The sequence below is a fragment of the Pantoea sp. SGAir0418 genome, assembly GCF_043529865.1.
The window spans coordinates 122,610-146,323 of sequence record NZ_CP027911.1 but is presented as its reverse complement, the minus strand read 5'-3'; the positions used below and the strand labels follow the sequence as shown (position 1 = coordinate 146,323).

Annotated in this window: 20 protein-coding genes; 8 read left to right on the top strand and 12 right to left on the bottom strand. The window is 58.0% G+C overall.

What is annotated here, in order from left to right; genetic code table 11:
- Window positions 1–41: 41 nt before the first annotated feature.
- The 5 genes from treC to mntP all read right to left on the bottom strand — a co-directional run bounded on the left by treC (window position 42) and on the right by mntP (window position 5,199).
- Window positions 42–1,706 carry an alpha,alpha-phosphotrehalase gene (gene treC / locus C1N84_RS00660; protein ID WP_264441867.1) on the bottom strand — a complete coding sequence of 555 codons (1,665 nt, stop codon included), beginning with the start codon at window positions 1,704–1,706 and terminating at the stop codon, window positions 42–44.
- Window positions 1,690–3,132, bottom strand: a complete 1,443-nt coding sequence (gene treB, locus C1N84_RS00655; protein ID WP_264441866.1) for a PTS trehalose transporter subunit IIBC — start codon at window positions 3,130–3,132, stop codon at window positions 1,690–1,692. The genes treC and treB overlap by 17 nt, the downstream gene beginning before the upstream one ends.
- Window positions 3,133–3,402: 270 nt before the next feature.
- Window positions 3,403–4,239: a fumarylacetoacetate hydrolase family protein gene (locus tag C1N84_RS00650; RefSeq protein WP_104094200.1), complete on the bottom strand. Its 837-nt coding sequence runs from the start codon at window positions 4,237–4,239 to the stop codon at window positions 3,403–3,405.
- Window positions 4,240–4,429: 190 nt separating this feature from the next.
- Window positions 4,430–4,507: a stress response protein AzuC gene (gene azuC, locus C1N84_RS00645; RefSeq protein ID WP_125310475.1), complete on the bottom strand. Its 78-nt coding sequence runs from the start codon at window positions 4,505–4,507 to the stop codon at window positions 4,430–4,432.
- Window positions 4,508–4,626: 119 nt separating this feature from the next.
- Window positions 4,627–5,199 carry a manganese efflux pump MntP gene (gene mntP, locus C1N84_RS00640; RefSeq protein WP_021507902.1) on the bottom strand — a complete coding sequence of 191 codons (573 nt, stop codon included), beginning with the start codon at window positions 5,197–5,199 and terminating at the stop codon, window positions 4,627–4,629.
- A 285-nt stretch (window positions 5,200–5,484) separates the two neighbouring features.
- Here mntP and C1N84_RS00635 point away from each other — a divergent pair, with 285 nt between their 5' ends.
- Both C1N84_RS00635 and mqo read left to right on the top strand, forming a co-directional pair.
- Window positions 5,485–5,730 carry a DUF1158 domain-containing protein gene (locus C1N84_RS00635; protein ID WP_010615729.1) on the top strand — a complete coding sequence of 82 codons (246 nt, stop codon included), beginning with the start codon at window positions 5,485–5,487 and terminating at the stop codon, window positions 5,728–5,730.
- Between the two features lie 526 nt (window positions 5,731–6,256).
- A complete protein-coding gene (mqo, locus tag C1N84_RS00630; RefSeq protein WP_021507903.1) occupies window positions 6,257–7,867 on the top strand; it encodes a malate dehydrogenase (quinone) in 1,611 nt (536 codons plus the stop codon).
- Window positions 7,868–8,145: 278 nt separating this feature from the next.
- On the opposite strand, the gene C1N84_RS00625 is transcribed toward mqo, so the two are convergent.
- Window positions 8,146–8,733 carry a LysE family translocator gene (locus C1N84_RS00625; RefSeq protein ID WP_394541698.1) on the bottom strand — a complete coding sequence of 196 codons (588 nt, stop codon included), beginning with the start codon at window positions 8,731–8,733 and terminating at the stop codon, window positions 8,146–8,148.
- A 135-nt stretch (window positions 8,734–8,868) separates the two neighbouring features.
- Here C1N84_RS00625 and C1N84_RS00620 point away from each other — a divergent pair, with 135 nt between their 5' ends.
- Window positions 8,869–10,359: an aminotransferase-like domain-containing protein gene (locus tag C1N84_RS00620; protein ID WP_058775178.1), complete on the top strand. Its 1,491-nt coding sequence runs from the start codon at window positions 8,869–8,871 to the stop codon at window positions 10,357–10,359.
- Here C1N84_RS00620 and C1N84_RS00615 read toward each other — a convergent pair.
- Complete coding sequence (locus C1N84_RS00615) at window positions 10,326–10,949, bottom strand: glutathione S-transferase family protein (RefSeq protein WP_058780243.1); 624 nt, start codon at window positions 10,947–10,949, stop codon at window positions 10,326–10,328. The genes C1N84_RS00620 and C1N84_RS00615 overlap by 34 nt on opposite strands.
- 114 nt (window positions 10,950–11,063) lie before the next feature.
- Here C1N84_RS00615 and C1N84_RS00610 point away from each other — a divergent pair, with 114 nt between their 5' ends.
- A complete protein-coding gene (locus C1N84_RS00610; protein ID WP_088516509.1) occupies window positions 11,064–11,912 on the top strand; it encodes a PhzF family phenazine biosynthesis protein in 849 nt (282 codons plus the stop codon).
- Between the two features lie 50 nt (window positions 11,913–11,962).
- Here the strand turns inward: C1N84_RS00610 and C1N84_RS00605 are convergent, their stop codons facing one another.
- Window positions 11,963–12,721, bottom strand: a complete 759-nt coding sequence (locus C1N84_RS00605) for an SDR family NAD(P)-dependent oxidoreductase (protein WP_264441865.1) — start codon at window positions 12,719–12,721, stop codon at window positions 11,963–11,965.
- Window positions 12,722–12,836: 115 nt separating this feature from the next.
- On the opposite strand from C1N84_RS00605, the gene C1N84_RS00600 reads away from it, so the two are divergent.
- The 3 genes from C1N84_RS00600 to C1N84_RS00590 all read left to right on the top strand — a co-directional run bounded on the left by C1N84_RS00600 (window position 12,837) and on the right by C1N84_RS00590 (window position 16,412).
- Window positions 12,837–13,736 (top strand): LysR family transcriptional regulator, encoded by a 900-nt coding sequence (locus C1N84_RS00600; protein ID WP_031279769.1) that lies wholly within the window; start codon window positions 12,837–12,839, stop codon window positions 13,734–13,736.
- Window positions 13,737–13,786: 50 nt separating this feature from the next.
- Window positions 13,787–14,788: an inner membrane protein YhjD gene (gene yhjD / locus C1N84_RS00595; protein ID WP_058770904.1), complete on the top strand. Its 1,002-nt coding sequence runs from the start codon at window positions 13,787–13,789 to the stop codon at window positions 14,786–14,788.
- Window positions 14,789–15,077: 289 nt separating this feature from the next.
- On the top strand, window positions 15,078–16,412 hold the full coding sequence (locus C1N84_RS00590; RefSeq protein WP_136547211.1) for an MFS transporter: 1,335 nt from the start codon (window positions 15,078–15,080) through the stop codon (window positions 16,410–16,412).
- Window positions 16,413–16,797: 385 nt separating this feature from the next.
- On the opposite strand, the gene ilvC is transcribed toward C1N84_RS00590, so the two are convergent.
- A complete protein-coding gene (gene ilvC / locus C1N84_RS00585) occupies window positions 16,798–18,273 on the bottom strand; it encodes a ketol-acid reductoisomerase (RefSeq protein ID WP_021507912.1) in 1,476 nt (491 codons plus the stop codon).
- Window positions 18,274–18,435: 162 nt separating this feature from the next.
- Here ilvC and ilvY point away from each other — a divergent pair, with 162 nt between their 5' ends.
- The gene (ilvY, locus tag C1N84_RS00580; protein WP_021507913.1) at window positions 18,436–19,317 is read left to right on the top strand and encodes an HTH-type transcriptional activator IlvY; all 882 of its coding nucleotides are present in this window, start codon (window positions 18,436–18,438) and stop codon (window positions 19,315–19,317) included.
- Between the two features lies 1 nt (window position 19,318).
- Here ilvY and ilvA read toward each other — a convergent pair whose 3' ends face one another.
- The 3 genes from ilvA to C1N84_RS00565 form a co-directional block, all read right to left on the bottom strand.
- A complete protein-coding gene (gene ilvA / locus C1N84_RS00575; RefSeq protein ID WP_058775138.1) occupies window positions 19,319–20,863 on the bottom strand; it encodes a threonine ammonia-lyase, biosynthetic in 1,545 nt (514 codons plus the stop codon).
- Window positions 20,864–20,869: 6 nt separating this feature from the next.
- On the bottom strand, window positions 20,870–22,720 hold the full coding sequence (gene ilvD / locus C1N84_RS00570; protein ID WP_021507915.1) for a dihydroxy-acid dehydratase: 1,851 nt from the start codon (window positions 22,718–22,720) through the stop codon (window positions 20,870–20,872).
- 61 nt (window positions 22,721–22,781) lie between these two features.
- Complete coding sequence (locus C1N84_RS00565) at window positions 22,782–23,711, bottom strand: branched-chain amino acid transaminase (protein ID WP_021507916.1); 930 nt, start codon at window positions 23,709–23,711, stop codon at window positions 22,782–22,784.
- Window positions 23,712–23,714: the final 3 nt, after the last annotated feature.

The window sequence follows — 23,714 nt, the reverse complement described above, 5'->3', positions numbered from 1 at the left end:
GCGCTCTGCTCAATGCTGAAACGCGCCGCCGGATTTCTCCGTTACGACTGGTAGTAATACACCGCTTCAAAAGGCCGCAGGTGCGTCAATGCCCCAGGCGGCGATGCCTCACTGTAATTACTCATCAGCACCTGCCAGTTGCCTTCAACTTCCGGCAGCAGCAGTGGCTGCGCGCTGTGACTCAGGTTCGCCACCACCAGCAGGCTTTCACGCGACGAATTGCGACGATAACACCAGATGTGTGACGCTTCCGGTGCCAGATCCTGATAATCGCCCTCGGTGAAGATAGCGTAACGCTTACGCAGCCGAATCAGCGTTTGGTAGCCATAGAACACCGAGTTGCTGTCGAGCAGCGCATTAGCCGCGTTGATCAGCGTATAGTTATCCGCCACGCCTATCCACGGCTCACCCCGCGTGAAGCCGGCATTGGCGCTGCTGTCCCATAGCATCGGCGAGCGGCTGTTATCGCGCGATTTACTGGCCAGAATCGCCAGGATTGCCGCCTCCGGCTTGCCCTGCGCCAGCCACGCAGCGTGGATGTTATGGCTCTCGATGTCCTGATACTGCTCAATGCGGGTAAAATGAGGGTTGGTCATCCCCAGCTCTTCGCCCTGATAGATATAGGGCGTGCCCTGCATGCCGTGCAGCAGCATCGCAAAGCATTTTGCCGAGGCGATGCGCAGCGCACCTTCATCACCAAAGCGCGTGACGATACGCGGCTGATCGTGGTTACACCAGAACAGCGCATTCCACGCCACGTCGTGCATCCCGCGCTGCCACTCCGCAAAAATTGCCTTGAGCTGAACGAAGTCCGGTGCCGCCAGCGTCCATTTGTCGCCCTGGGGATAATCCACCTTAAGATGGTGGAAGTTAAAGGTCATCGACAGCTCGTTTTGCGCCAGCGAAGCATAGCGCTGGCAGTTGGCCAGCGTGGTCGAGGACATTTCCCCCACCGTCATCAGCCCGCGCGGCGTGAACACATCGCGGTTGAACTCCTGCAGGTAGTCATGGATGCGCGGGCCATCGGTATAGAACCGCCGCCCGTCATGGCCGGGCAGATCGTCGCTAAAATCCTGGTGCTTCGACACCAGGTTGATCACATCAAGCCGCAATCCATCGACGCCTCGATCCGCCCAGAAGTGACACACCTGCTTTAACGCCTCGCGCACCGCCGGATTTTCCCAGTTGAGATCGGCCTGCTCCGGCGCGTACAGGTGCAGATAGTATTGCTGACGCCGTTCGTTCCACGCCCAGGCGCTGCCGCCAAACTTAGACTGCCAGTTATTAGGCGGCGTGCCGGGCACCCCGTCGCGCCAGATATAAAAATCGACGTACGGCTGTTCACCGGCTTCGGCACGCTTAAACCAGGCATGCTCGGTCGAGGTGTGGTTGAACACCATATCCAGCACCATGCGCATACCGCGCCGGTGCGTCTCCGCCAGCAGGTGGTCAAAGTCGGCCATGGTGCCATAGGCGGGATCGATGGCGGTGTAATCCGCCACGTCGTAACCGTTATCGATCTGCGGCGACACATAGATCGGCGTCAGCCACAGCGCATCGACGCCCAGCTGCTGCAGATAATCCAGCCGCTGAATCACACCGTTGAGATCGCCGGTGCCGCGCGCCCCGCTGTCCTGAAAACTTTTGGGATAGATTTGGTAGATCACCGCCTGGCGCCACCAGGGATATTCAGCGTGCCTGTTCATGTTGCACCTCGGCCTGGCTGATGATGGCGGTTGCCGCTTTACGTTTGGTGATGATGATGGTCAGCAGCAGCGGAACCAGAATCGCCACCAGAATCGCCAGCGAGTAAACCGTCCAGTACTGTGGCTGAATCGAGAGGATGCCCGGCAAGCCGCCCACGCCGATGCCGTTGGCCATCACGCCGTTGAGGCCGCACAGCAGCGCCGCCAGCGCAGAGCCAATCATGGCGCACAGCATAGGGTAGCGGTACTTGAGGTTGACGCCGTACATCGCCGGCTCCGTTACGCCGAGCCACGCTGAAATAGCGGCCGGCACGGTGAGGTCGCGTTCAGCACGATCTTTGTTAGCGATAATGATGCCGACCACCGCTGCGCCCTGTGCAATATTGGACAGCGCAATCAGCGGCCACACCGGCGTGCCGCCCATGCTCTGAATCATCTGCAGATCAACCGCCAGCGTGGTCTGATGCACGCCGGTGATCACCATCGGCGCATACAGGAAGCCAAACAGCGCGGCCCCAATCGGCGCGAAGCTGCCGGTCATCAGGTGACGCACCGCAAAGGCGATGCCGTCGCCGATCAGACGGCCAAACGGGCCAATCAGGCTGTGGGCGAGGAAAACCGACAGCAGCAGCGCACAAACCGGCACCATCACCAGCGTCAGATAGGCGGGCACGATACGTTTTAGCGCCAGTTCGATTTTCGCCAGCGCCAGCCCGGCCAGCAGCGCCGGAATTACCTGCGCCTGGTAGCCGACCCGATCAATGCTGAACCAGCCGAAGTTCCACACTTCCGGCACCTGGCTGCCAATCAGATACGCATTCATCAGCTGCGGTGAAACCAGCGTAATGCCCAGCACAATCCCCAGGATTGGCGTACCGCCCAGCTTGCGCACCACCGACCAGCAAATCCCCACCGGCAAATAGAAGAAGATCGCTTCGCCAATCAGCCAGAGGAAATCGTACAGCCCTTTCACACCGGGATAGAGCTGCACCAGGGTTTTATCATCCGCCACGGCAATATCGCCGAGCACGTTACGGAAACCGAGAATCAAACCGCCGCTAATTAACGCCGGTAATAATGGGAAAAATATCTCAGCAAAATGGGATAATAATGCCTCGTGCCATTTCATCTGGCTGCGCGCCGCGGATTTAATCTGCTCCTTAGAGGTTTCACTAATATTTAGTGCTTCAACTAACGCTTTATAATAAGTGTCAACTTCGGTTCCAATAATTACCTGAAACTGTCCGGCAGAATTAAAGCATCCTTTAACGCCGGGCGTGGCGCGGATGGCCTCTGGATCGGCCTTCTCGACATCCTGCAGCACAAAGCGCAGGCGGGTAATACAGTGCGAAAGTGACAGAATATTTTCCCGACCGCCCACGCGGTCAATGAGATCGTTAATGATCTCGCGACTGATGGTTTTCATTATCATCCCTTATTTCCATGCCGGAATCGGCAGTGGACGATAATACGCCGCTGCTTTTAATTTTAACTATAGCAAAGCGAGGGAATTAGTTGGCGATCACAAAAATATTTACGCAATACCTCGCAGGAAAATTAACTTAACAATAATTATTTAACCTGATAACTAAATCTGCGCCATTTAAATATAAATTCGGGACATTTCGTATTGTTGAATATTTATTTAAGCGGTAGCGCGGTGGCTGTGCAACGTTCGCCACCGCGTAACAGCGTGTCAGACGATGCGGTGGCGCAGACGGCCAATCTTCTCAATTTCCACTTCGATCTCATCGCCAGGGAACATAAACAGCGGTGGCGTACGCTTTTTCCCCACGCCGCCCGGTGAGCCGGTGATGATGACATCGCCCGGTGACAGCGGACTAAACGCCGAGATGTATTCAATGATCTTCGCCACCGGATGCACCATGCTGGCCGTGGTATCGTTCTGCACTTCGCGCTGATTCAGCCAGGTTTTGATCGCCAGCTGCTGCGGGTCCGGGATGTCGTCGGCGGTGGTCATCCACGGGCCAAAGCCGCCGGTTTGCTGCCAGTTTTTGCCTGCGGTAAACCAGGTGAACTGCATGTCGCGCACCGTGGCATCCATAAAGCAGCTGTAGCCCGCTACATGCTGTAGCGCATCGGCGGCTTTTACCTGATAAGCAGCCTTGCCGATGATCACCGCCAGCTCGCCTTCGTAATCAAATTCAGCCGTGGTCGCCGGTTTCAGCAGGGGCTGCTCGTGTGCTGCCAGCGAATCGGCAAAGCGTACGAACAGCGTCGGCGCGTCGAGCGTGGCGGCAAACTCCTGGCGCTTGTCGGCATAGTTCATACCAACGCAGAAGACTTTGCCTGGGTTTTCCACCACCGGCAGGAAGCGAATCGCGCTGAAGGCATAGTCCACCGGCTCGCTCAGGTACACCTGCAGGTCACTCAGGCCACCGCGCTGTAGCAGAGTTTTCAAATCCGGACAGCTGTCGCCCAGCCGCGCACCGAGATCGATCACGCCGTCGGGTTGCACGATGCCATAACTTTTTCTTGCCTGGTCAATAAGAGAAAAACTGCACAGCTGCATGATGGCCTCAATGTTATAGAGAATTTGCGCGCAGGTTATCAAAAGCCAGACGGAAAAGCGGTATGACCTGAGGGTAAAGTAATTAATGTTTGTGAGTTTTGGTGACAGAGATGCGCAGAGGGGAACGGCGCCGAGTGATAACCACAGGTCGATCCCTGACCGCGATTATCGAGGGTTTCTGGCGGAGCGCTTAGTTTAAGGCGCCCGGCGGTACGTGTTTGAAGGTCTCAACATAAGAGCGAAACACGGAGCGGAAAAAACGTTTCATGGTGCACCTGATACAAAAATTGTTGAAGAATTACGTGAAAATTATAACGCCCGCGCATTTTTCACGCAATTATTTTTGAACCAGATCACAAAAACGCGCCCACCCCATCGTGCCAGACGTTAACGGAACAGCCCTAAGTGCTCAATCAGGATGGTGCAGCCAATGCTGATCAGTACCACGCCGCCCAGCACTTCTGCCCATTTGCCCATTACCGGACCGATAAAGCGGCCGACCAGCACACCGGTGGTCGCCATGATAGTGGTAGCCGCACCGATGGTGAGCGCGGTGAGCACAATGTTAACCTGCAGGAACGCGAGGCCAACCCCCACCGCCAGCGCATCAAGGCTGGTCGCTACCGCCGTCAGCGCCAGTACCATAAAGCCGTGGCGCTGCGGCGCTTCACACGGCTCGTCGGCCGTCTGACGGAAACCTTCCATGATCATCCGCCCGCCAAGAATGCCCAGCAGACCAAATGCCACCCAGTGATCCCACGCCATAATGTAGTGGCTGGCGGCCAGCCCGATGGCCCAGCCCACCAGCGGCGTCAGCATTTCAATGACGCCAAAAATCAGCCCTGTGCGTAATGCTTCTTTGAAACCCGGACGATACAGCGACGCGCCTTTGCCCAGTGCTGCAGCGAAAGCGTCCATCGACATACCAAAGGCCAGAATCAGGGTTGCGATAAATGTCATGGTTTTCAGTCAATGCGGGGAAATAAGACGATTAAGCCTGCACTTTGTCCGCATATCGGGTTCAGTAATGAAAAAGTGCGCGCAGTCTAGCACGCCAACCCGCCAAAAAAAAGACAACAAAATCATGGGTTTAAGTATAGCAAAGGCTATAACTCTTAACTGCCGCTATTTCTGCAGCTAAGTGGATGGAATAGAAGAAATTTCTTAGCGCGCGCTACTGCGGGGATTGCACCGCGCCGCGGTTTTATGCGCTAATGCCCGCGCTAACTGATTTGGAATGATGCGATGAAAAACCCGTTTGAAACGCTGATCATCCCGGGCGGCATTCTGCTGCTGGGCTTTCTTTCGGCGCTACTGCTGCCCGCCCCTTCGTTTGGCGTAGCGCTGGCAAAACAGCTGCAGCAGGCTCTGCATCTGCAGGATGTGAATCAGCTGTACACCATGGTGTTCTGCGTCTGGTTTTTGCTGCTGGGTACCGTTGAGTTTTTCATTATCCGCTTCGTCTGGCGCCGCTGGTTCCAGCTGCGCTGAGTGTTGCGCGTGATGCATTTTTCTTCTGACGGGCGCCTGACACGGTGCCCAAATTAAAAGTCACACAAATGTAACATTATTTTTACACGATCTGGCGAAACATCAGGCAACATAAAATCCGCATAAAAAATCAATTTCGCTAAAACCTATCTTTTTCAATGCGTTAATTTGTGACCCAGCTCACCTTGTGAAATCAACCCTCTCCATTTCCCTCACACTGTCGCAACAACTACGTTACTATAACTGCCTGATTAGGGGATAAAAATCCCTTATGACAGCGCCGTCGGGCTGATTAATTCTTATGCTGAATCATTTCTGCATTTAAAAAATAAACAAACGTTTAATTCCGATACGAGAATGTTATATTCGAATGCATATGCATAACGTGCAGTTAACCGTTATCACACCTATGGCTTAAACCTGAGTCTTAACCTTTGAGAAATAGCGCAACGCGCTTGCAAAAAGCGTGGCTGTTTCGCCTGCGAACCTGTTGAGCTTCAGGGCAACAGAGAGGAGATGTCGCCTCATGAGCAACACTGCGGTAAATCTGGCGCTAGCCGCCGCTGGCATGGAAAGCACACACCTTCAGGAACGAAAAGACGTAGATGTCCTGCTGATCGGCGCAGGCGTGATGAGTGCTACCTTAGGCACCTGGCTGCAGGATCTCGAGCCAGACTGGTCGATTGAGATGGTCGAGCGGCTGGATGATGTCGCGGTCGAATCCTCTAACGGCTGGAACAATGCCGGCACCGGCCACGCGGCGCTGGCCGAGCTGAACTATACGCCCGAAAGAGCGGATGGCAGCATCGACATTGCCAAAGCGGTGGCGATTAACGAATCCTTCCAGATTTCCCGCCAGTTCTGGGCGTATCACGTACAGAAAGGCAACCTGAGTAATCCACAAAGCTTTATTCACAGCACGCCGCACATGAGTTTTGTCTGGGGCGAGGCCAACGTGGCTTTCCTGCGCAAGCGCTTCCAGGCGCTGCAGAAAAGCACCCTGTTCCGCGGCATGAACTACTCCGAAGATCGTGACCAAATCGCTGAGTGGATTCCGCTGGTGATGAACGGGCGCGACCGCAAGCAGAAAGTGGCCGCCACCTGGACCGACATGGGCACCGACGTTAACTTCGGTGAAGTGACGCGCCAGCTGATTGCCGCGCTGGAGAAGAAAGAGAATTTCCGCCTGCGTCTGCGTCAGGAAGTGCGCGACATCAAGCGCCTGAGCGATGGGCGCTGGCAGGTAAGCCTGCACAACCTCGCCAGCGGTGAGTCGCGGGTGCTGACTGCGCGCCAGCTGTTTATCGGTGCCGGCGGTGCCGCGCTGCCGCTGCTGCAAAAAACCGGCATCCCGGAAGTAAAAGGCTACGCTGGTTTCCCGGTGGGCGGCTCGTTCCTCGTCACGGAAAACCCGGACGTGGTGGCGCAGCACATGGCGAAGGTGTACGGCAAAGCCAGTGTGGGCGCACCGCCGATGTCGGTACCGCACGTTGATACCCGCGTGCTGGATGGCAAGCAGGTGCTGCTGTTTGGCCCGTTTGCGACCTTCTCCACCAAATTCCTCAAGCAGGGCTCGCTGCTGGATATGTTCGGCGCGATGAACAGCAGTAACCTGCTGCCGATGATGCAGGTTGGGCTGAAAAGCTTCGATCTGGTGAAATATCTGGTCGATCAGGTGCTGCAGAGCGATGACGATCGTATGGAAGCGCTGCGCGCTTATGTGCCGCAGGCAAAACAGGAAGACTGGAAGCTGGTCACGGCCGGTCAGCGCGTGCAAATCATCAAAAATGATGAGAAAGAGGGCGGCGTGCTGCGTCTCGGTACCGAAGTGGTCACCTCGGCCGACGGCTCGATCTCTGCGCTGCTGGGCGCGTCACCGGGCGCCTCCACCGCAGCACCGATTATGCTGGAGCTGATGGCGAAAGTGTTCCCGGAGCAAATGCGCTCGCCCGAGTGGCAAACTAAAATCCGCGCGGTAATCCCGTCGTGGGGCCGCAAGCTGAACGGCGACGTGGCACTGACCGAGAAGGTGCTGGCCGAAACCAGTCGCGTGCTGCAGCTGGATTACGCACCGGTCATCACGCCGGAAGCTGCCAACGACGAAGGCCGTGAAACCGCCCATGTGGTGGGCAAGTAAGCGGCGACGCCTGTTCCTTCACCGGTAAATACAGACCTGCCTGAGGCCGCAATAGCGGCCTCTTTTTTTTGATTACGGTGTCGCCTTTTGGATGACGCAATCCCTGACGGTTCAGCCAGGGATTTATTCACCAGGAAGCGCGCGTTTGTTAGCGGCACAATACATTGCACATTGCGCGATAAATCGCGCCGCTACATCAGGGTGCGTCGTACGGCTTCGTTAACTGACCAGCCCCACATATTGTGCTCCTGCTTATCGCGCCATCAAACGCCGTCGCATCAGCTCATTAGCAGCGCGTCATACAGCATCCAGCCGGTGGTCGCCACCAGCGACAGCGCCATTAGCGTGTTGAACGCCTGACGTTTCCACGCAATCTGCAGGTGATGGCGCAGCCGATCGCCCAGCGCTGCCCAGATTAAAATGCACGGCAGGTTGAGGGCGGCAAAGCCGAGCAGCACCGCCAGCACACCGTTGCTGTTGGCGTACATCAGCGCCACGTTGGTGACCATCAGCCAGGCTTTGGGATTCACCGCCTGGAAACACACGCCGCCCAGCAGGGTCATCGGACGCGGACGTTCGCGCAGCTGCGGCGCACCGGCGCGGAAGATTTTCCACGACAGCCACAGCAGATAGCTGCATCCCACCACCGTCAGCGGCAACCGCACCGACGCCATCCAGTGCAATAGCAGCTCCAGCGCCACGCTCGCCCGCAGCATCTGTAACGCACAGCCGAGCAGGATGCCAAACAGCATCGGCAGCGTGCGCCGGAAGCCAAAATTGACGCCGGACGTGGCCAGTAACAGATTGTTCGGACCCGGTGTAATCGACATCACCGTAACGTAGCTAAAGAAGGATGGATCGAGCATGGTGCGTTTCCCTGAGAATCAACGAAGCACCATGCTAATGCGCAAATTACGATGGCAACAGAGACACAAAATGACTATTGTGATGGATACAGTTAAGGCAATTTTAAATTGTACCTATCGCGCGCGGAGGCTTTTGTGTCCCTTCCTCTCTCATCCGGCCAGACGCTGTACCAGCAGCTGGCAGACAGTTTTGCCGAATCTATCCATCAGGGCACGCTGAAGCCGGGTAAGCGCCTGCCGGCCATCCGGCGCGTGGCACAGTCGCACCAGGTCAGCATCAATACCGTGCTAAGTGCCTGGCATATCCTGGAAGATCGCGGCCTGATAGAAGCCCGTCCGCAGTCGGGCTACTACGTGCGTGGCGTGCTGCCCGCGGTGACGCGACCGCTCAGGCCAATGAGCGCCAGCGTTAATGACCCCAGCACGCAAAAACTGGAACTGATCGAGCAGGTGTTCGCCGCGCAGAATCACCCCGACTACACCAATATTTCGCTGGCCTGCCCGCAGGATAGTGAGCTGTTTCCGGCGGCGAAACTGGGACGCATTACCGCCTCCCTTATTCGCCGCGATAACGACATCATTGGTCGCTACGCGCTTCCGCCGGGTAGTGAGCGCTTACGGGAGGAGATTGCGCGCCGTAGCCTGCACACCGGCCTGAATCTCACTGTCGCGGACATCACCCTGACCCACGGCTGCATGGAAGCGCTGCAGCTGGCGCTGCGTGCGGTGACGAAGCCGGGCGACTGCGTCGGGCTGGAATCGCCGACCTACTTCTTTTTGTTCCCGCTGCTGGCCTCACTCGGGCTGAAGGCGCTGGAAATCCCCACCGATCCGCAAAACGGCCTGTCGCTGGATGCGCTGGAGATGCTGCTACAGGAGCAGCGCATTCAGGCGCTGATCGCCATGCCGGGCGCGCAGAATCCGCTGGGCTACGTGATGCCGCTGGAGAATAAAAAGCGTCTCGCGAAGTTAGTGAATACTTACCACGTTCCGCTGCTGGAAGATGGGCTGTATGACGAATTGCAGTTTGACTGGCCGCTGTCGCCGCCGGTCAAAGCCTTTGACCGCGACGGCTGGGTGATTTACTGCACCAGCTTCACCAAAACCGTCGCGCCCGATTTTCGCGTGGGCTGGACGGCTGCCGGCCGCTTCCACCCGGCGATTGCGCGGCTGAAAGCGGTATCGTCGATGACCGAATCAAAACTGCTGAGCGAAACGCTGGCCGAATTTCTCGCCAGCGGCGGTTATGACCACCATCTGCGTTCGCTGCGGCGTCGCTATGCCGCCAATCTGGATGCGGCGCGCGGCATCATTGCCCGTCATTTCCCGCAGGGCACGCGCGCTACCCTGCCGCGCGGCGGCTTTGTGTTTTGGGTCGAGCTGCCGGGCAAGGTTGACACGGTGGAGATGTTCCATCGCCTGTTGCAGGAGCAGATTTGCGTCACGCCGGGCGCGCTCTATTCACTGAGCGATCGCTATCGCCATGCGCTGCGTCTCTCCTGCTGCTATCCGTTTGATGAGCGTTACACCTGGGCACTGAAACGCACCGGCGCGCTGGCCTGTGAAATCACCGGTATCGCGCCGGGTCAGGATCAGGGCTTACCGTTGCGGCCCCAGGTGGTGTAACCCTCGCGTTCGGTCAGCCGCTCGTAATAGGTTTGCACGGCGGGAAAGTCCGGATGGTCGAGCGGGGTTTCAAACCAGCGGTTCACCGCCAGGCCAACCGGAATATCGGCCAGGGTAAAGTTTCGGCCCGCGACGTAGCGCCCGGTTTTTTCCAGCTGCTGATTAAGAATACCCATGGTGTGGCTCCAGCCTTTGACGGCGGCAGCCAGCAGGCGCGGATCCTGATGGGCTGGCGAATTGCGCACCAGCGACATAAAAGCATAGCGCCATGAGGTGTTGAGCTCGGTGGCCTGCCAGTCCATCCACTGATCGACCGGCGCACGCGCGCGCGGATTATCCGGGTAGAGCCATTCACCGCCGTTGCTGTTGGCGAGGTAGCGCAGAATCGCGTTGGACTCCCACATCACGAAGTCATCTTCGATGATCACCGGCACCATGGCGTTGGGATTGAGCGCCATAAACTGCGGTGAGTGCAACGACTGCGGGTCTTCGCCCCACGGCTCGTGCTCCCAGGCAATATCCAGCTCTGAACAGAGCCACAGCACTTTACGAACGTTGATTGACGAGTTACGGCCCAGAATTTTTAACATAGCGGACTCCGCTGGCAGAATTGTTAATCTATTCATAGTCCTGTTAGACGCCTTAAGCAATCTGCAGGATGTAAATCCGGATTTCAGACAACCTCAATGAGGAAAGGAGCAAACATGCAGGTGGCGTTTAAACAAGTGGATGTGTTCTCCACAGGCGCGTTCAGCGGCAATCCGCTGGCGGTGATTATGGATGCCCAGGGTCTGAGCGACGCACAGCTGGCGGCCATCGCACGCTGGACCAATCTGTCGGAAACCACCTTCGTGCTGCCACCACAGGATGCCACAGCCGACTATCGTGTGCGCATCTTTACGCCTGGCGGCGAACTGCCGTTTGCCGGACACCCCACGCTTGGCACCGCGCATGCCTTGCTGGAAGCCGGCTGGCCCCTGAAAACAGCGGGTAAGATTGTGCAGGAGTGCGGCGTGGGCCTGGTTGAGGTGCAGATTGGCGCTGACGGTACGCTGGCCTTTGCCGCGCCGGACGCCAGCCTGACGCCGTTCAGCGATGCGCTGATGAGCAGCGCACTGCACAGTGACGCGTTCGACCTCAGCCAGACGCCAGCCGTGGCGGATATGGGGATTCGCTGGCTGTTGATTCCGATGAGCAGCGCGCAGGCGGTGCTGGAGGTGGTCACCCAGGCGGACGATTTACTGCGGCTGCAGCAGCATGCGGGTGTGAACGGCATCGCCCTGTTTGGCCCGCTGCCGCAGGACGCAGAGGCGCAGTACGAGGTGCGCGCGCTGCTGGTCGAGAACGGTAGCCTGGTCGAAGATCCGGTCACCGGCAGCGCCAACGCCTGTCTGGCACGCTATCTGGCGGCGCAGGGCCAGCGGCAGGATTACTGCGCGCGTCAAGGCAGCGCCATCCAGCGTGCCGGTCGCATTGTGGTGCGTTTTGCCGGTGAGACAATCTGGATCGGCGGGCAAACCGTCACCCTGATTGATGGCACGATTGAGGTGTAAAACGGGCGCTGCTCCGTTCGTTAACACGATTCGGTCGCAGCGCGATGTTTTTACAGTGCCTGACCGCCGGAGGCCTCGATACGCTGGGCGGTAATCCAGCCGGTTTCGTCGCTCAGGATCGCGCTGATGGCATTACCGATGTCATCCGGCAGACCAACGCGGCCCAGCGCGGTCACTGAAGCGATATGCGCGTTCAGATCTTTGGTGTCGCGCACACGACCGCCGCCAAAGTCGGTTTCAATCGCCCCTGGCGCCAGAATGTTGACGCGAATGCGGCGCTCGCCCAGCTCCTTCGCCTGATAGCGCGTCAGCACTTCCATCGCCCCTTTCATGGCGGCGTAAGTACCTGAACCTGGCAGCGTCATGCGCGTCAGACCACTGGAAATGTTCAGGATGCGTCCACCATCGGCGATCAGCGGCAGCAGTTTCTGCGTCAGGAAATACGGCCCTTTAAAATGCACATTCACCAGCGCATCAAACTCCTCTTCACTGGTTTCGGCCAGCAGCTTGTAATGACCGTGGCCAGCGTTGTTCACTAAATAATCAAAGCTATCGCGCTGCCAGGTCTCGTTCAGCGTTGCTTTGACCCGCGCCGCAAAGTCATCAAACTGCTTACTGTCACCCACATCCAGCTGCAGCGCCACCGCACGCGCGCCCAGCGCCTCAATCTCCTTCACGACCGCCTGCGCTTCTTCAGCATGACCGCGCCAGGTAAACAGAATATCGACGCCCTTAGCGGCCAGTTTCAGCGCGCCATTCTTGCCCAGACCGCGGTTACCGCCGGTAATCAATGCAATTTTATGAGACATGTTTCGCTCCGGTTGGAAAATTGAACACGGATTAAGGATATTCGCGAATAATTGATCTATAAACGCAGGGGAATACACAGCACTGTTTCACTAACAACAACAATCGGTGAACAACATGGATAAAATTCACGCTATGCAGGTGTTTGTGCGGGTGGCAGAAATGGGCAGTTTTACCCGCGCGGCTGAGAGTCTGGGTTTACCCAAGGGCAGCGTGTCCCGCCAGCTGCAGGCGCTGGAAAATCAGATGGGCACACGCCTGCTGCACCGTACCACGCGCCGTGTGCATCTCACCCAGGATGGGCTGGTGTATTACGATCGCTGCCTGGATTTGCTGTCGATGCTGGATGATATGGACAGCCTGTTCCAGCACGATCCTGCCACGCTGAGCGGTAAGCTGCGCGTCGATATGTCGGTGGCGATGGCAACCGGTTTTATCCTGCCGCGCCTGCCGGAGTTTTTGCAGCACTATCCGGGCGTGGAGATTGAACTGAGCAGCAGCGATCGCCAGGTTGATGTGATTCGCGAGGGCTTTGACTGCGTGTTACGCGTTGGCGAACTGAAAGATTCCGGCCTGATTGCGCGAAAAATTGGCTCGCACGCCTTGATCAACTGCGCCAGCCCTGGCTACCTTTCCCGCTTCGGCATGCCGGTGCGGCTGGACGATCTCGGCCAGCACGCCATGGTGCACTATACCCAACAGCTGGGGCAGCCCTCGCCGGGCTTTGAGTACTTTGATGGCAAACAGTGCCACTACGTGCAGACCGGCGGCGTGGTGACGGTAAACAGCACTGAGACCTATCGCGCCGCCTGTATCGCCGGGCTGGGCATTATTCAGGTACCGGCGATTGGCGTGCAGCCGCTGCTGGAATCCGGCCAGCTGGTCGAAGTGCTGCACCATTTCCCGGCCAAACCGATGCCGATTTCCCTGCTCTATCCTCACCGTCGCAACGTGGCGCGCCGCGTGCGGGTGTTTATGGAGTGGCTGAGTCAGGTGCTGCAGGAATACGTGACCTGAACGGGCAGGCTATAATTTTATTTTCGCTGTGAACAGGATGCAGAAGGTCTATGACGGACAAAACCACAAAAGCCTCAGCGGCTGAAGCTAAGCCGCTGATTGATATCAAAACCGGGAACAAAACCGTAGATGGCTCAATCCGGCGCGTCTCACGCTTTGCCGCCTGGTTTCAGGCGATCCCGGCAGTGGCGCACTTTTTGCGCGCGCTTGAGCGCTTTAACGATCGCCTCGGCAGCCAGTTTGGTGCGGCGATCACCTATTTTTCCTTTCTTTCGCTGATACCGATTTTGATGGTCTCCTTTGCGGCGGTCGGCTTTGTGCTGGCGTCCAATCAGGACCTGCTTTCCGAGTTGATCAACAAAATCGTTAACAGCATCAGCGACCCGACGCTGGCGACCACGCTGAAAAATACCGTCAATACCGCGATTCAGCAGCGCGCGACTGTCGGCCTGACCGGTTTGCTGCTGGCGCTCTACTCCGGCATTAACTGGATGGGTAACCTGCGCGAAGCGGTACGCGCCCAGTCGCGTGACGTATGGGAACGCAAGCCGGATGACCAGGAGAAGTGGTGGAAGAAATATCTGCGCGACCTGGTTTCGCTGCTGGGTCTGATGCTGGCGCTGGTGATTACGCTGTCGCTGACCTCGATTGCCGGCGCAGCGCAGGCGGCGATCGTGAATGCGCTGGGGCTGGGCGATATCGAGTGGCTGCGGCCGGCGATGACCATCATCGCGCTGTCGATTTCCATCTTCGCCAACTATCTGCTGTTCCTGTGGATTTTCTGGATTCTGCCGCGCCACAAGCCACGCAAAAAAGCGCTGCTGCGCGGTACGCTGCTGGCGGCGATAGGGTTTGAGGTGATCAAGTTTGTCATGACGCTGACGCTGCCGAAGCTGGCGACGTCGCCCTCCGGTGCCGCCTTTGGATCGGTGCTGGGGCTGATGGCCTTCTTCTACTTTTTCGCGCGTCTGACGCTGTTCTGCGCTGCGTGGATCGCCACCGCAAAATACAAGGATGATCCCGAGATGTCGCAGCCGCATCACTCGGCGTAACGCGACAATTCAGTTACATTTGCCGCAACAGCAAAAAATGTTTCCTGCTGGCTACTAAAGCAGCAAAAACCAGCAGGAAACGCTGGAGGGTCACTTTTATTTGGCCCTTTTGCAGAGAATCACGCCAGAAAAGCCGCGCTTCCCCTTCCCATCCGCCGCCGATTGCCGTAACTCAGAAATTATCCTCTTTTTCGCCGCCAAAGCCCGGTGTGACGCGGTTTTTCGTCATTGAATGCGGCAAAACAGGTGCGTAAGATTCTTTGTTTACATTTACAATTAAGAAACAGTTATGCAAGCCTCCATCTCCGAAACACCCGACCAACCACACGACGGCACACCGGTTAACTCACGCAGTAAAGTGGTAGTTGCCTCACTGGTCGGCACTGCGATCGAATTCTTCGATTTCTATATCTATGCCACCGCCGCGGTAATTGTTTTTCCGCATATCTTCTTCCCGCAGGGTGACGCTACGGTTGCCACACTGCAATCGCTGGCGACCTTCGCTATCGCCTTTGTTGCGCGCCCTATTGGCTCCGCGCTGTTTGGTCACTTTGGCGACCGCGTGGGCCGTAAAGCGACGCTGGTTGCCTCGCTGCTGACCATGGGCGTTTCTACCGTACTGATCGGCCTGCTGCCGGGTTATCAGACCATTGGCGTGGCGGCACCGCTGCTGCTGGCGCTGGCGCGTTTTGGTCAGGGCCTGGGACTGGGCGGCGAATGGGGCGGCGCAGCGCTGCTGGCCACCGAGAACGCCCCGGCGAAGAAACGCGCGCTGTACGGCTCGTTCCCGCAGCTGGGCGCACCGATTGGCTTCTTCTTTGCAAACGGCACGTTCCTGCTGCTCTCGTGGCTGCTGACCGATGAGCAGTTCATGAACTGGGGCTGGCGCGTGCCGTTTGTGCTTTCTGCGGTACTGGTGATTATCGGTCTGTATGTGCGCGTATCGCTGCATGAGAGCCCGGTGTTTGCCAAAGTGCAGAAAGAGAAGAAACAGGTGCGGATCCCCATCGGTACGCTGCTGAGCAAGCATATGACGGCGACCATTCTCGGCACGTTTATCATGCTGGCGACCTACACGCTGTTCTACATTATGACGGTGTATTCGATGAGCTATGGCACTGCGCCGGCGCCGGTTGGTCTCGGCTATTCGCGTAACAGCTTCCTGTGGATGCTGATGGTGGCGGTCATCGGTTTTGGCGTGATGGTGCCGATTGCCGGCCTGCTGGCGGACCGTTTTGGCCGTCGCAAAACGATGATCACCATTACGCTGATTATCATCGCCTTTGCGCTGATGTTCCCGCTGCTGCTCGGCTCCGGCTCGCAGATTCTGGTGATGGGCTTCCTGCTGCTCGGCCTGAGTATTATGGGTCTGACATTCGGCCCGATGGGCGCGCTGCTGCCAGAACTGTTCCCGACCGAAGTACGCTATACCGGCGCGTCGTTCTCTTACAACCTGTCGTCGATTCTTGGCGCCTCGGTGGCGCCTTATATTGCGACCTGGCTGAATGCGAACTACGGCTTGCAGGCGGTGGGCTTCTATCTGGCCTCCATGGCGGTGCTGACGCTGATCGCACTGATTGCCTGTAAAGAGACGCGCCACCAGACGCTGTATGAAGCGGTGTGATTGATTGCGTGTTGACAGAACCCGGCTCCGGCCGGGTTTTTTTATTGGCGGTGTGGGGATGGTACGGTGTTTCCCTCACCCTGGCCCTCTCCCGCTGGCGGGAGAGGGAACCGTTTGGTGCAGGCTGATGTTTCTGCACTTATCCATCAACACCGCGCAGATACTCCCTCTCCCGCTGGCGGGAGAGGGAACCGTTTGGTGCGGGCTGATGTTGCTGCACTTATCCATCAACACCGCGCGGACGCTCCCTCTCCCGTTTACGGGAGAGGGCCGGGGTGAGGGCTAGGGTGAGGGTGAGAAAAACCCTTCTGCCCCCAGACATAAGACATAAAAAAACCCCGGCAAGCCGGGGTTTGACTGGGCTGAAAACTGTGTCTCGCGTGCCTTAGCCCGCGACGGCGATGCGTTTCATGTCGGTCATATAGCCACGCAGTTTGCGGCCAACGGCTTCGATTGGATGCTGGCGGATCGCTTCGTTCACGTCGCGCAGCTGCGCATTATCCACCTGCGTGCCTTCTACCGCTTTGCCCAGGTCGCCAGGCTGCAACGTGGTCATGAACTCTTTCAGCAGCGGAACGGCTGCGAAGGAGAACAGGTAGTTACCGTATTCTGCGGTATCGGAAATTACCACGTTCATTTCATACAGACGCTTACGGGCGATGGTGTTGGCAATCAGCGGCAGCTCGTGCAGGGATTCATAGTAAGCTGACTCTTCGATGATGCCCGCGTCAACCATGGTTTCAAATGCCAGCTCAACGCCCGCTTTCACCATCGCGACCATGACCACGCCTTTGTCGTAGTACTCCTGCTCGTCGATCTTGCCTTCGAACTGAGGAGCATTTTCGAACGCGGTTTTACCGGTCTCTTCACGCCAGGTCAGCAGGTTTTTGTCGTCGTTCGCCCAGTCAGCCATCATACCGGAAGAGAATTCACCCGAGATGATGTCATCCATGTGCTTCTGGAACAGCGGTGCCATGATGGTTTTCAGCTGCTCAGACAGTGCGTAAGCGCGGATTTTTGCCGGATTAGACAGACGATCCATCATCAGCGTGATGCCGCCAAACTTCAGCGATTCGGTGATGGTTTCCCAGCCGAACTGAATCAGTTTCTCGGTATACGCCGCGTCGTGACCTTCGGCCACCAGCTTGTCGAAGCACAGCAGTGAACCGGCCTGCAGCATACCGCACAGAATGGTCTGCTCGCCCATCAGGTCTGATTTGACTTCTGCCACGAAAGACGATTCCAGCACGCCTGCACGGTCGCCGCCGGTGGCTGCAGCCCAGGCTTTGGCAATCGCCATGCCTTCTCCTTTTGGATCGTTTTCCGGGTGAACAGCGATCAGCGTTGGAACGCCGAAGCCACGTTTGTACTCTTCACGCACTTCGGTACCCGGGCACTTCGGTGCCACCATCACCACGGTGATGTCTTTACGGATGGTCTCGCCCACTTCGACGATGTTGAAACCGTGAGAGTACCCCAGCGCGGCACCGTCTTTCATCAGCGGCTGAACGGCCTGCACAACGGCAGAGTGCTGCTTGTCCGGCGTCAGGTTAACCACCAGATCCGCCTGCGGGATCAGCTCTTCGTAAGTACCCACTTTAAAACCGTTTTCGGTGGCTTTACGGAACGACGCACGCTTCTCAGCGATGGCTTCAGCGCGCAGTGCGTAAGACACATCGAGGCCAGAGTCACGCATGTTCAGACCCTGGTTCAGGCCCTGCGCGCCGCAGCCGACGATGACCACTTTCTTACCTTTCAGGAAGCTAGCGCCATCCGCGAATTCATCGCGCGACATGAAGCGACATTTGCCTAACTGCGCTAACTGATTGCGCAGATTCAATGTGTTGAAGTAGTTAGCCATGGGTACTCCGCTCAGATGTTGTGTTTGCTTTTGTTCAGTAACGGCGCCGGATTTAGCGCCGCGAATGACCCCATCATATGACAGGAAATCTGTTGCTTAAATTGATATATTAACAACGTCACATTGCAGAATTTGCAACATCACGCTGAGGGCAAAACGCGCATGGATTTACGAGACCTGAAACTGTTTCTTCACCTGGCGGAAAGCTGCCACTTTGGCCGCACCGCGCGCGCCATGCACGTCAGCCCGTCGACATTGTCACGCCAGATCCAGCGGCTGGAAGAGGATGTCGGACACGCGCTGTTCCTGCGCGACAACCGCACCGTGACGCTGACCGAAGCCGGCGAGCGGCTGCGTCAGTTCGCCCAGCAGACCCTGCTGCAGTATCAGCAGTTGCGCCATGTCATGGACCTCAACGGTCCGTCGCTGAGCGGCGAGCTGCGCCTGTTCTGCTCGGTAACCGCCGCCTACAGCCATCTGCCGCCGATTCTCGACCGCTTTCGCGCGGAGCATCCGCAGGTGGAGATCAAACTCACCACCGGCGATGCCGCCGATGCCATTGAAATGGTGCAGTCCGGCGAAGCGGATCTGGCCATCGCCGGCCGGCCGGAGTCGCTGCCCGCCAGTATCGATTTTACACCACTGGGTTTGATCCCACTGGTGCTGATCGCCCCGGCGCTGCCCTGCCCGGTGCGCAGCCAGGCGACGCAGGAACAGCCGGACTGGTCGCAGATTCCCTTTATCCTGCCGGATCAGGGGCCGGCGCGGCGCGGTATTGATTTATGGTTTCGCCGCCACCGCATTGCCAACCCGCAGATTTACGCCACGGTGTCTGGCCATGAGGCGATTGTGTCGATGGTGGCGCTCGGCTGCGGCATCGCGCTGCTGCCGGATGTGGTGCTGGAAAACAGTCCGGAACCGGTGCGCAATCGCGTGCTGACGCTGGAGAATGTCGAGTCGGTGGCGCCGCTGGAGCTCGGCGTATGCGTACAAAAAAAGCGGCTCGGGGAGCCGCTGATCAATGCTTTCTGGCACCTGCTGTAGTTTAGCCGGCGAGGAAGAAGCGAAACGCCGGATTGCTGGCCTCGTCGTGCCACTCATAGCCGAGCGCGTTGAGGTGGGTGTCGAAATCCGGCTCTTTGTCGTTGATCTCGAACGCCGCCAGCACGCGACCAAAATCGGTGCCGTGGCTGCGATAGTGGAACAGTGAAATATTCCAGTGCGCGCCCAGCGTCTGCAGAAACTTCAGCAGCGCGCCCGGCGCTTCCGGGAATTCGAAGCTGAACAGCCGTTCGCGCAGCGGTTTTGACGGGCGTCCGCCCACCATGTAGCGCACGTGCAGCTTCGCCATCTCATCGTCTGACAAATCCACCACCTGATAGCCGCCTTCAGCCAGCTGGCTGATGATTTCGCTGCGCTCCTCAAGGCCGCGCGTTAAACGCACGCCAACAAAGATGCAGGCGTTGTCGGCATCGGCATAACGGTAGTTGAACTCGGTTACCGCGCGGCCGCCCAGCGTCTGGCAGAAACGCAGGAAGCTGCCCTGCTGCTCAGGGATGGTGACCGCCAGCAGTGCTTCACGCTGTTCACCCAGTTCACAGCGCTCGGAGACGTAGCGCAGACCGTGGAAGTTGACGTTGGCGCCCGACAGCACGTGCGCCAGCCGCTCGCCTTTGATGTCGTGCTGCTGGATGTACTTCTTCATGCCCGCCAGCGCCAGCGCGCCGGAAGGCTCCGCCACCGCTCGCACATCCTCGAACAGATCCTTCATCGCTGCGCAGATGGCATCGCTGTCCACGGTGATGATGTCGTCGAGGTATTCCTTGCACAGGCGGAAGGTCTCGCTGCCGATACGCTTGACCGCCACGCCTTCGGCAAACAGCCCGACGCGCGGCAAATCCACCGGCTCGCCGGCATCAAGCGCCGCCTTCAGGCAGGCAGAGTCCTGCGACTCGACCGCGATAACCTTGATTTGCGGCATCAGCTGTTTAATCAGTACCGCCACACCCGCCGCTAAGCCGCCGCCGCCTACCGGCACAAACACGCGATCGAGATGCGCATCCTGCTGCAACAGCTCCATCGCCAGCGTGCCCTGACCGGCAATCACCGCCGGATGATCAAACGGCGGCACGAAGGTGTAACCCTGCTGCTCCGCCAGCTCAATCGCTTTGGCTTTTGCCTCGTCAAAATTGGCGCCAAACAGGTAAGCCTCACCGCCAAACGCGCGCACTGCATCAACCTTGATGTCCGCCGTCGCCACTGGCATCACAATCAGTGACCTGATGCCGAGCGTGCTGGCCGAGAGCGCCACGCCCTGCGCGTGGTTACCCGCCGAAGCAGTAACCACGCCGCGCGCTTTCTGCTCTTCCGTCAGCCCGGCGATCATGGCGTAGGCACCGCGCAGCTTGAAGCTGTGCACCGGCTGGCGATCTTCGCGCTTCACCAGAATGGTGTTGCCAAGACGCGACGAAATTTTTTCCATTTTTTGCAGCGGCGTTACCTGGGCAATTTCGTACACAGGCGCACGCAGCACCGCGCGCAGATACTCCGCGCCATTGGGCGACGCGGAAAGCGGTTGAGACTCAGCCATCAGAGATTAGCCTCCCAGCTTAGACTTATCGCGCACCGCGCCCTTGTCAGCGCTGGTGGCGAGCGATGCATAAGCACGCAGTGCGAAGGAGACCTGACGCACGCGACCGTGCGGCGTATAAGCCGCTTCGCCACGCGCTTCCTCTTCTTCACGGCGGGCATGCAGTTCGTTATCCGGTACCGCCAGCTTAATGCCGCGATTCGGGATATCGATTTCAATGATGTCGCCATCTTTAACCAGCGCGATGGTGCCGCCGTTCGCCGCTTCCGGCGATGCGTGGCCAATGGAGAGGCCCGAGGTGCCGCCCGAGAAGCGTCCGTCAGTGATCAGCGCACAGCTTTTGCCAAGGCCCATCGATTTCAGATAAGTGGTCGGATAGAGCATTTCCTGCATGCCCGGACCGCCTTTCGGCCCTTCGTAGCGGATGACCACCACGTCACCGGCGACCACTTTGCCGCCGAGAATCGCTTCCACCGCATCGTCCTGGCTTTCATACACTTTTGCCGGACCTTTAAAGGTGAGGATCTCTTTGTCGACGCCGGCGGTTTTCACGATGCAGCCATCTTCCGCCATGTTGCCGTACAGCACTGCCAGACCGCCATCCTGAGAGAATGCGTGTTCGCGCGTGCGGATACAGCCTTCCTGACGATCGTCATCCAGCGTATCCCAGCGGCAATCCTGTGAAAACGCCTGGGTAGTACGGATGCCCGCCGGGCCGGCGCGGAACATCTTCTTCACCGCTTCGTCTTTGGTCAGCATGATGTCGTACTGATCGAGCGTTTCGCGCAGGTTGAGGCCCAGCACGTTGCGTACGTCGGTGTGCAGCAGGCCAGCACGATCCAGCTCGCCAAGAATACCGATTACCCCGCCCGCGCGGTGCACATCTTCCATATGATATTTCTGTGTACTCGGCGCCACTTTGCACAGGTGCGGCACTTTACGTGACAGGCGATCGATGTCGGAAATGTTGAAATCGATCTCGCCTTCCTGCGCGGCGGCCAGCAGGTGCAGCACGGTATTGGTGGAACCGCCCATGGCGATATCCAGCGTCATGGCGTTTTCGAACGCAGCTTTGCTGGCGATGTTACGCGGCAGCACGCGCGCATCATCCTGCTCGTAGTACTGTTTGGTCAGGTTAACGATGCGCTTGCCGGCGTTGATGAACAGGTCTTTACGATCGGCGTGAGTTGCCAGCAGCGAGCCGTTGCCTGGCTGCGACAGGCCCAGCGCTTCGGTCAGACAGTTCATGGAGTTGGCGGTGAACATGCCGGAGCACGAGCCGCAGGTCGGGCAGGCGGAACGCTCAATCTGTTCGCTGTCGGCATCGCTGACGTTCGGGTTCGCACCCTGAATCATCGCGTCCACCAGATCCAGCTTAATGATTTTGTCTGACAGCTTGGTTTTACCGGCTTCCATCGGACCGCCGGAGACAAAGATCACCGGAATGTTGAGGCGCAGCGAAGCCATCAGCATGCCGGGGGTGATTTTGTCGCAGTTGGAGATACACACCATGGCGTCGGCGCAGTGGGCGTTCACCATATATTCCACGGAGTCGGCAATCAGCTCGCGTGAAGGCAGTGAATACAGCATGCCGCCATGACCCATGGCGATACCGTCATCCACCGCGATGGTGTTGAACTCTTTGGCTACACCACCCGCGGCTTCGATTTGCTCAGCGACCAGTTTGCCAAGATCGCGCAGGTGCACGTGGCCCGGTACGAATTGGGTGAAGGAGTTAACCACGGCGATAATCGGCTTACCGAAATCGTCGTCGGTCATTCCGGTGGCGCGCCACAGGGCACGGGCACCCGCCATGTTACGACCATGGGTGGTGGTGGCGGAACGGTACTTAGGCATGCTCTATTTACTCCAGTCTGAAAAATGACGCGGGCGCTGCTGCACCCGCGTTACTGTCTTGTTATGGATTCACCTGATCCAGCCAGCCGTACTTGTCTTCGGTTTCGCCGGTGAACAGGCCAAAGAACGCCTGCTGGATTTTGGTGGTCACCGGACCACGTTTGCCCTCACCCACCTGGATGCCGTCCACGCTGCGTACCGGCGTGATTTCTGCGGCAGTACCGGACATGAACACTTCATCCGCCAGGTACAGCGATTCGCGTGACAGCACCTGCTCGCGCACTTCGATACCGAGATCCTTCGCCAGCTTGATGATTGCGTCGCGGGTGATGCCCGGCAGCGCTGAAGAGGTGAACGGCGGGGTGAACAGGATGCCGTCTTTCACTTCAAACAGGTTTTCGCCAGCCCCTTCGGAGATATAACCCTGGGTATCCAGCGCGATACCTTCCTGATAGCCGTGGCGGCGCGCTTCGCTGCCAACCAGCAGGGAAGAGAGATAGTTACCGCCTGCTTTCGCCGCGGTTGGCAGGGTATTTGGCGCCACGCGATTCCAGGAAGAAACCATGGCGTTAATGCCCTGCTCCAGCGCTTCGGCGCCCAGGTAAGCCCCCCACGGGAACGCAGCGATGATCACATCGGTGGTGAAGCCGTCTGGCGGGTTAACGCCGAGGCCCACGTCGCCGACAAAGGCCAGCGGACGAATGTAGGCACTCTTCAGTTTATTGACGCGGATAACTTCGCGGCACGCTTCCATCAACTCATCCACGCTGGCTTTGATCGGGAAACGGTAAATTTTGGCGGAGTCGTGCAGACGCTGCATGTGTTCACGGTGACGGAACACCACCGGACCTTTGTGTGAGTCGTAGCAGCGAACGCCTTCGAACACAGAGGTGCCGTAATGCAGTGCGTGAGACATAACGCTAACCTTGGCGTCTTCCCACTTAACCATCTCTCCATTGAACCAGATAAAGTCTGCTTTCTTCGTACTCATTGT

Bases quoted from the DNA above. Each gene is read 5' to 3' on its own strand.
- C1N84_RS00600 (WP_031279769.1), top strand. From the start codon at position 12,837: ATGGATAAAATTCACGCTATGCAGGTGTTTGTGCGGGTGGCAGAAATG.
- yhjD (WP_058770904.1), top strand. From the start codon at position 13,787: ATGACGGACAAAACCACAAAAGCCTCAGCGGCTGAAGCTAAGCCGCTG.
- treC (WP_264441867.1), bottom strand. From the start codon at position 1,706: ATGAACAGGCACGCTGAATATCCCTGGTGGCGCCAGGCGGTGATCTAC.
- C1N84_RS00590 (WP_136547211.1), top strand. From the start codon at position 15,078: ATGCAAGCCTCCATCTCCGAAACACCCGACCAACCACACGACGGCACA.
- C1N84_RS00635 (WP_010615729.1), top strand. From the start codon at position 5,485: ATGAAAAACCCGTTTGAAACGCTGATCATCCCGGGCGGCATTCTGCTG.
- azuC (WP_125310475.1), bottom strand. From the start codon at position 4,507: ATGAAACGTTTTTTCCGCTCCGTGTTTCGCTCTTATGTTGAGACCTTC.
- C1N84_RS00625 (WP_394541698.1), bottom strand. From the start codon at position 8,733: ATGCTCGATCCATCCTTCTTTAGCTACGTTACGGTGATGTCGATTACA.
- mqo (WP_021507903.1), top strand. From the start codon at position 6,257: ATGAGCAACACTGCGGTAAATCTGGCGCTAGCCGCCGCTGGCATGGAA.
- C1N84_RS00650 (WP_104094200.1), bottom strand. From the start codon at position 4,239: ATGCAGCTGTGCAGTTTTTCTCTTATTGACCAGGCAAGAAAAAGTTAT.
- ilvD (WP_021507915.1), bottom strand. From the start codon at position 22,720: ATGCCTAAGTACCGTTCCGCCACCACCACCCATGGTCGTAACATGGCG.
- ilvY (WP_021507913.1), top strand. From the start codon at position 18,436: ATGGATTTACGAGACCTGAAACTGTTTCTTCACCTGGCGGAAAGCTGC.
- C1N84_RS00605 (WP_264441865.1), bottom strand. From the start codon at position 12,721: ATGTCTCATAAAATTGCATTGATTACCGGCGGTAACCGCGGTCTGGGC.
- C1N84_RS00610 (WP_088516509.1), top strand. From the start codon at position 11,064: ATGCAGGTGGCGTTTAAACAAGTGGATGTGTTCTCCACAGGCGCGTTC.
- mntP (WP_021507902.1), bottom strand. From the start codon at position 5,199: ATGACATTTATCGCAACCCTGATTCTGGCCTTTGGTATGTCGATGGAC.
- ilvA (WP_058775138.1), bottom strand. From the start codon at position 20,863: ATGGCTGAGTCTCAACCGCTTTCCGCGTCGCCCAATGGCGCGGAGTAT.
- C1N84_RS00565 (WP_021507916.1), bottom strand. From the start codon at position 23,711: ATGAGTACGAAGAAAGCAGACTTTATCTGGTTCAATGGAGAGATGGTT.
- treB (WP_264441866.1), bottom strand. From the start codon at position 3,132: ATGAAAACCATCAGTCGCGAGATCATTAACGATCTCATTGACCGCGTG.
- C1N84_RS00615 (WP_058780243.1), bottom strand. From the start codon at position 10,949: ATGTTAAAAATTCTGGGCCGTAACTCGTCAATCAACGTTCGTAAAGTG.
- ilvC (WP_021507912.1), bottom strand. From the start codon at position 18,273: ATGGCTAACTACTTCAACACATTGAATCTGCGCAATCAGTTAGCGCAG.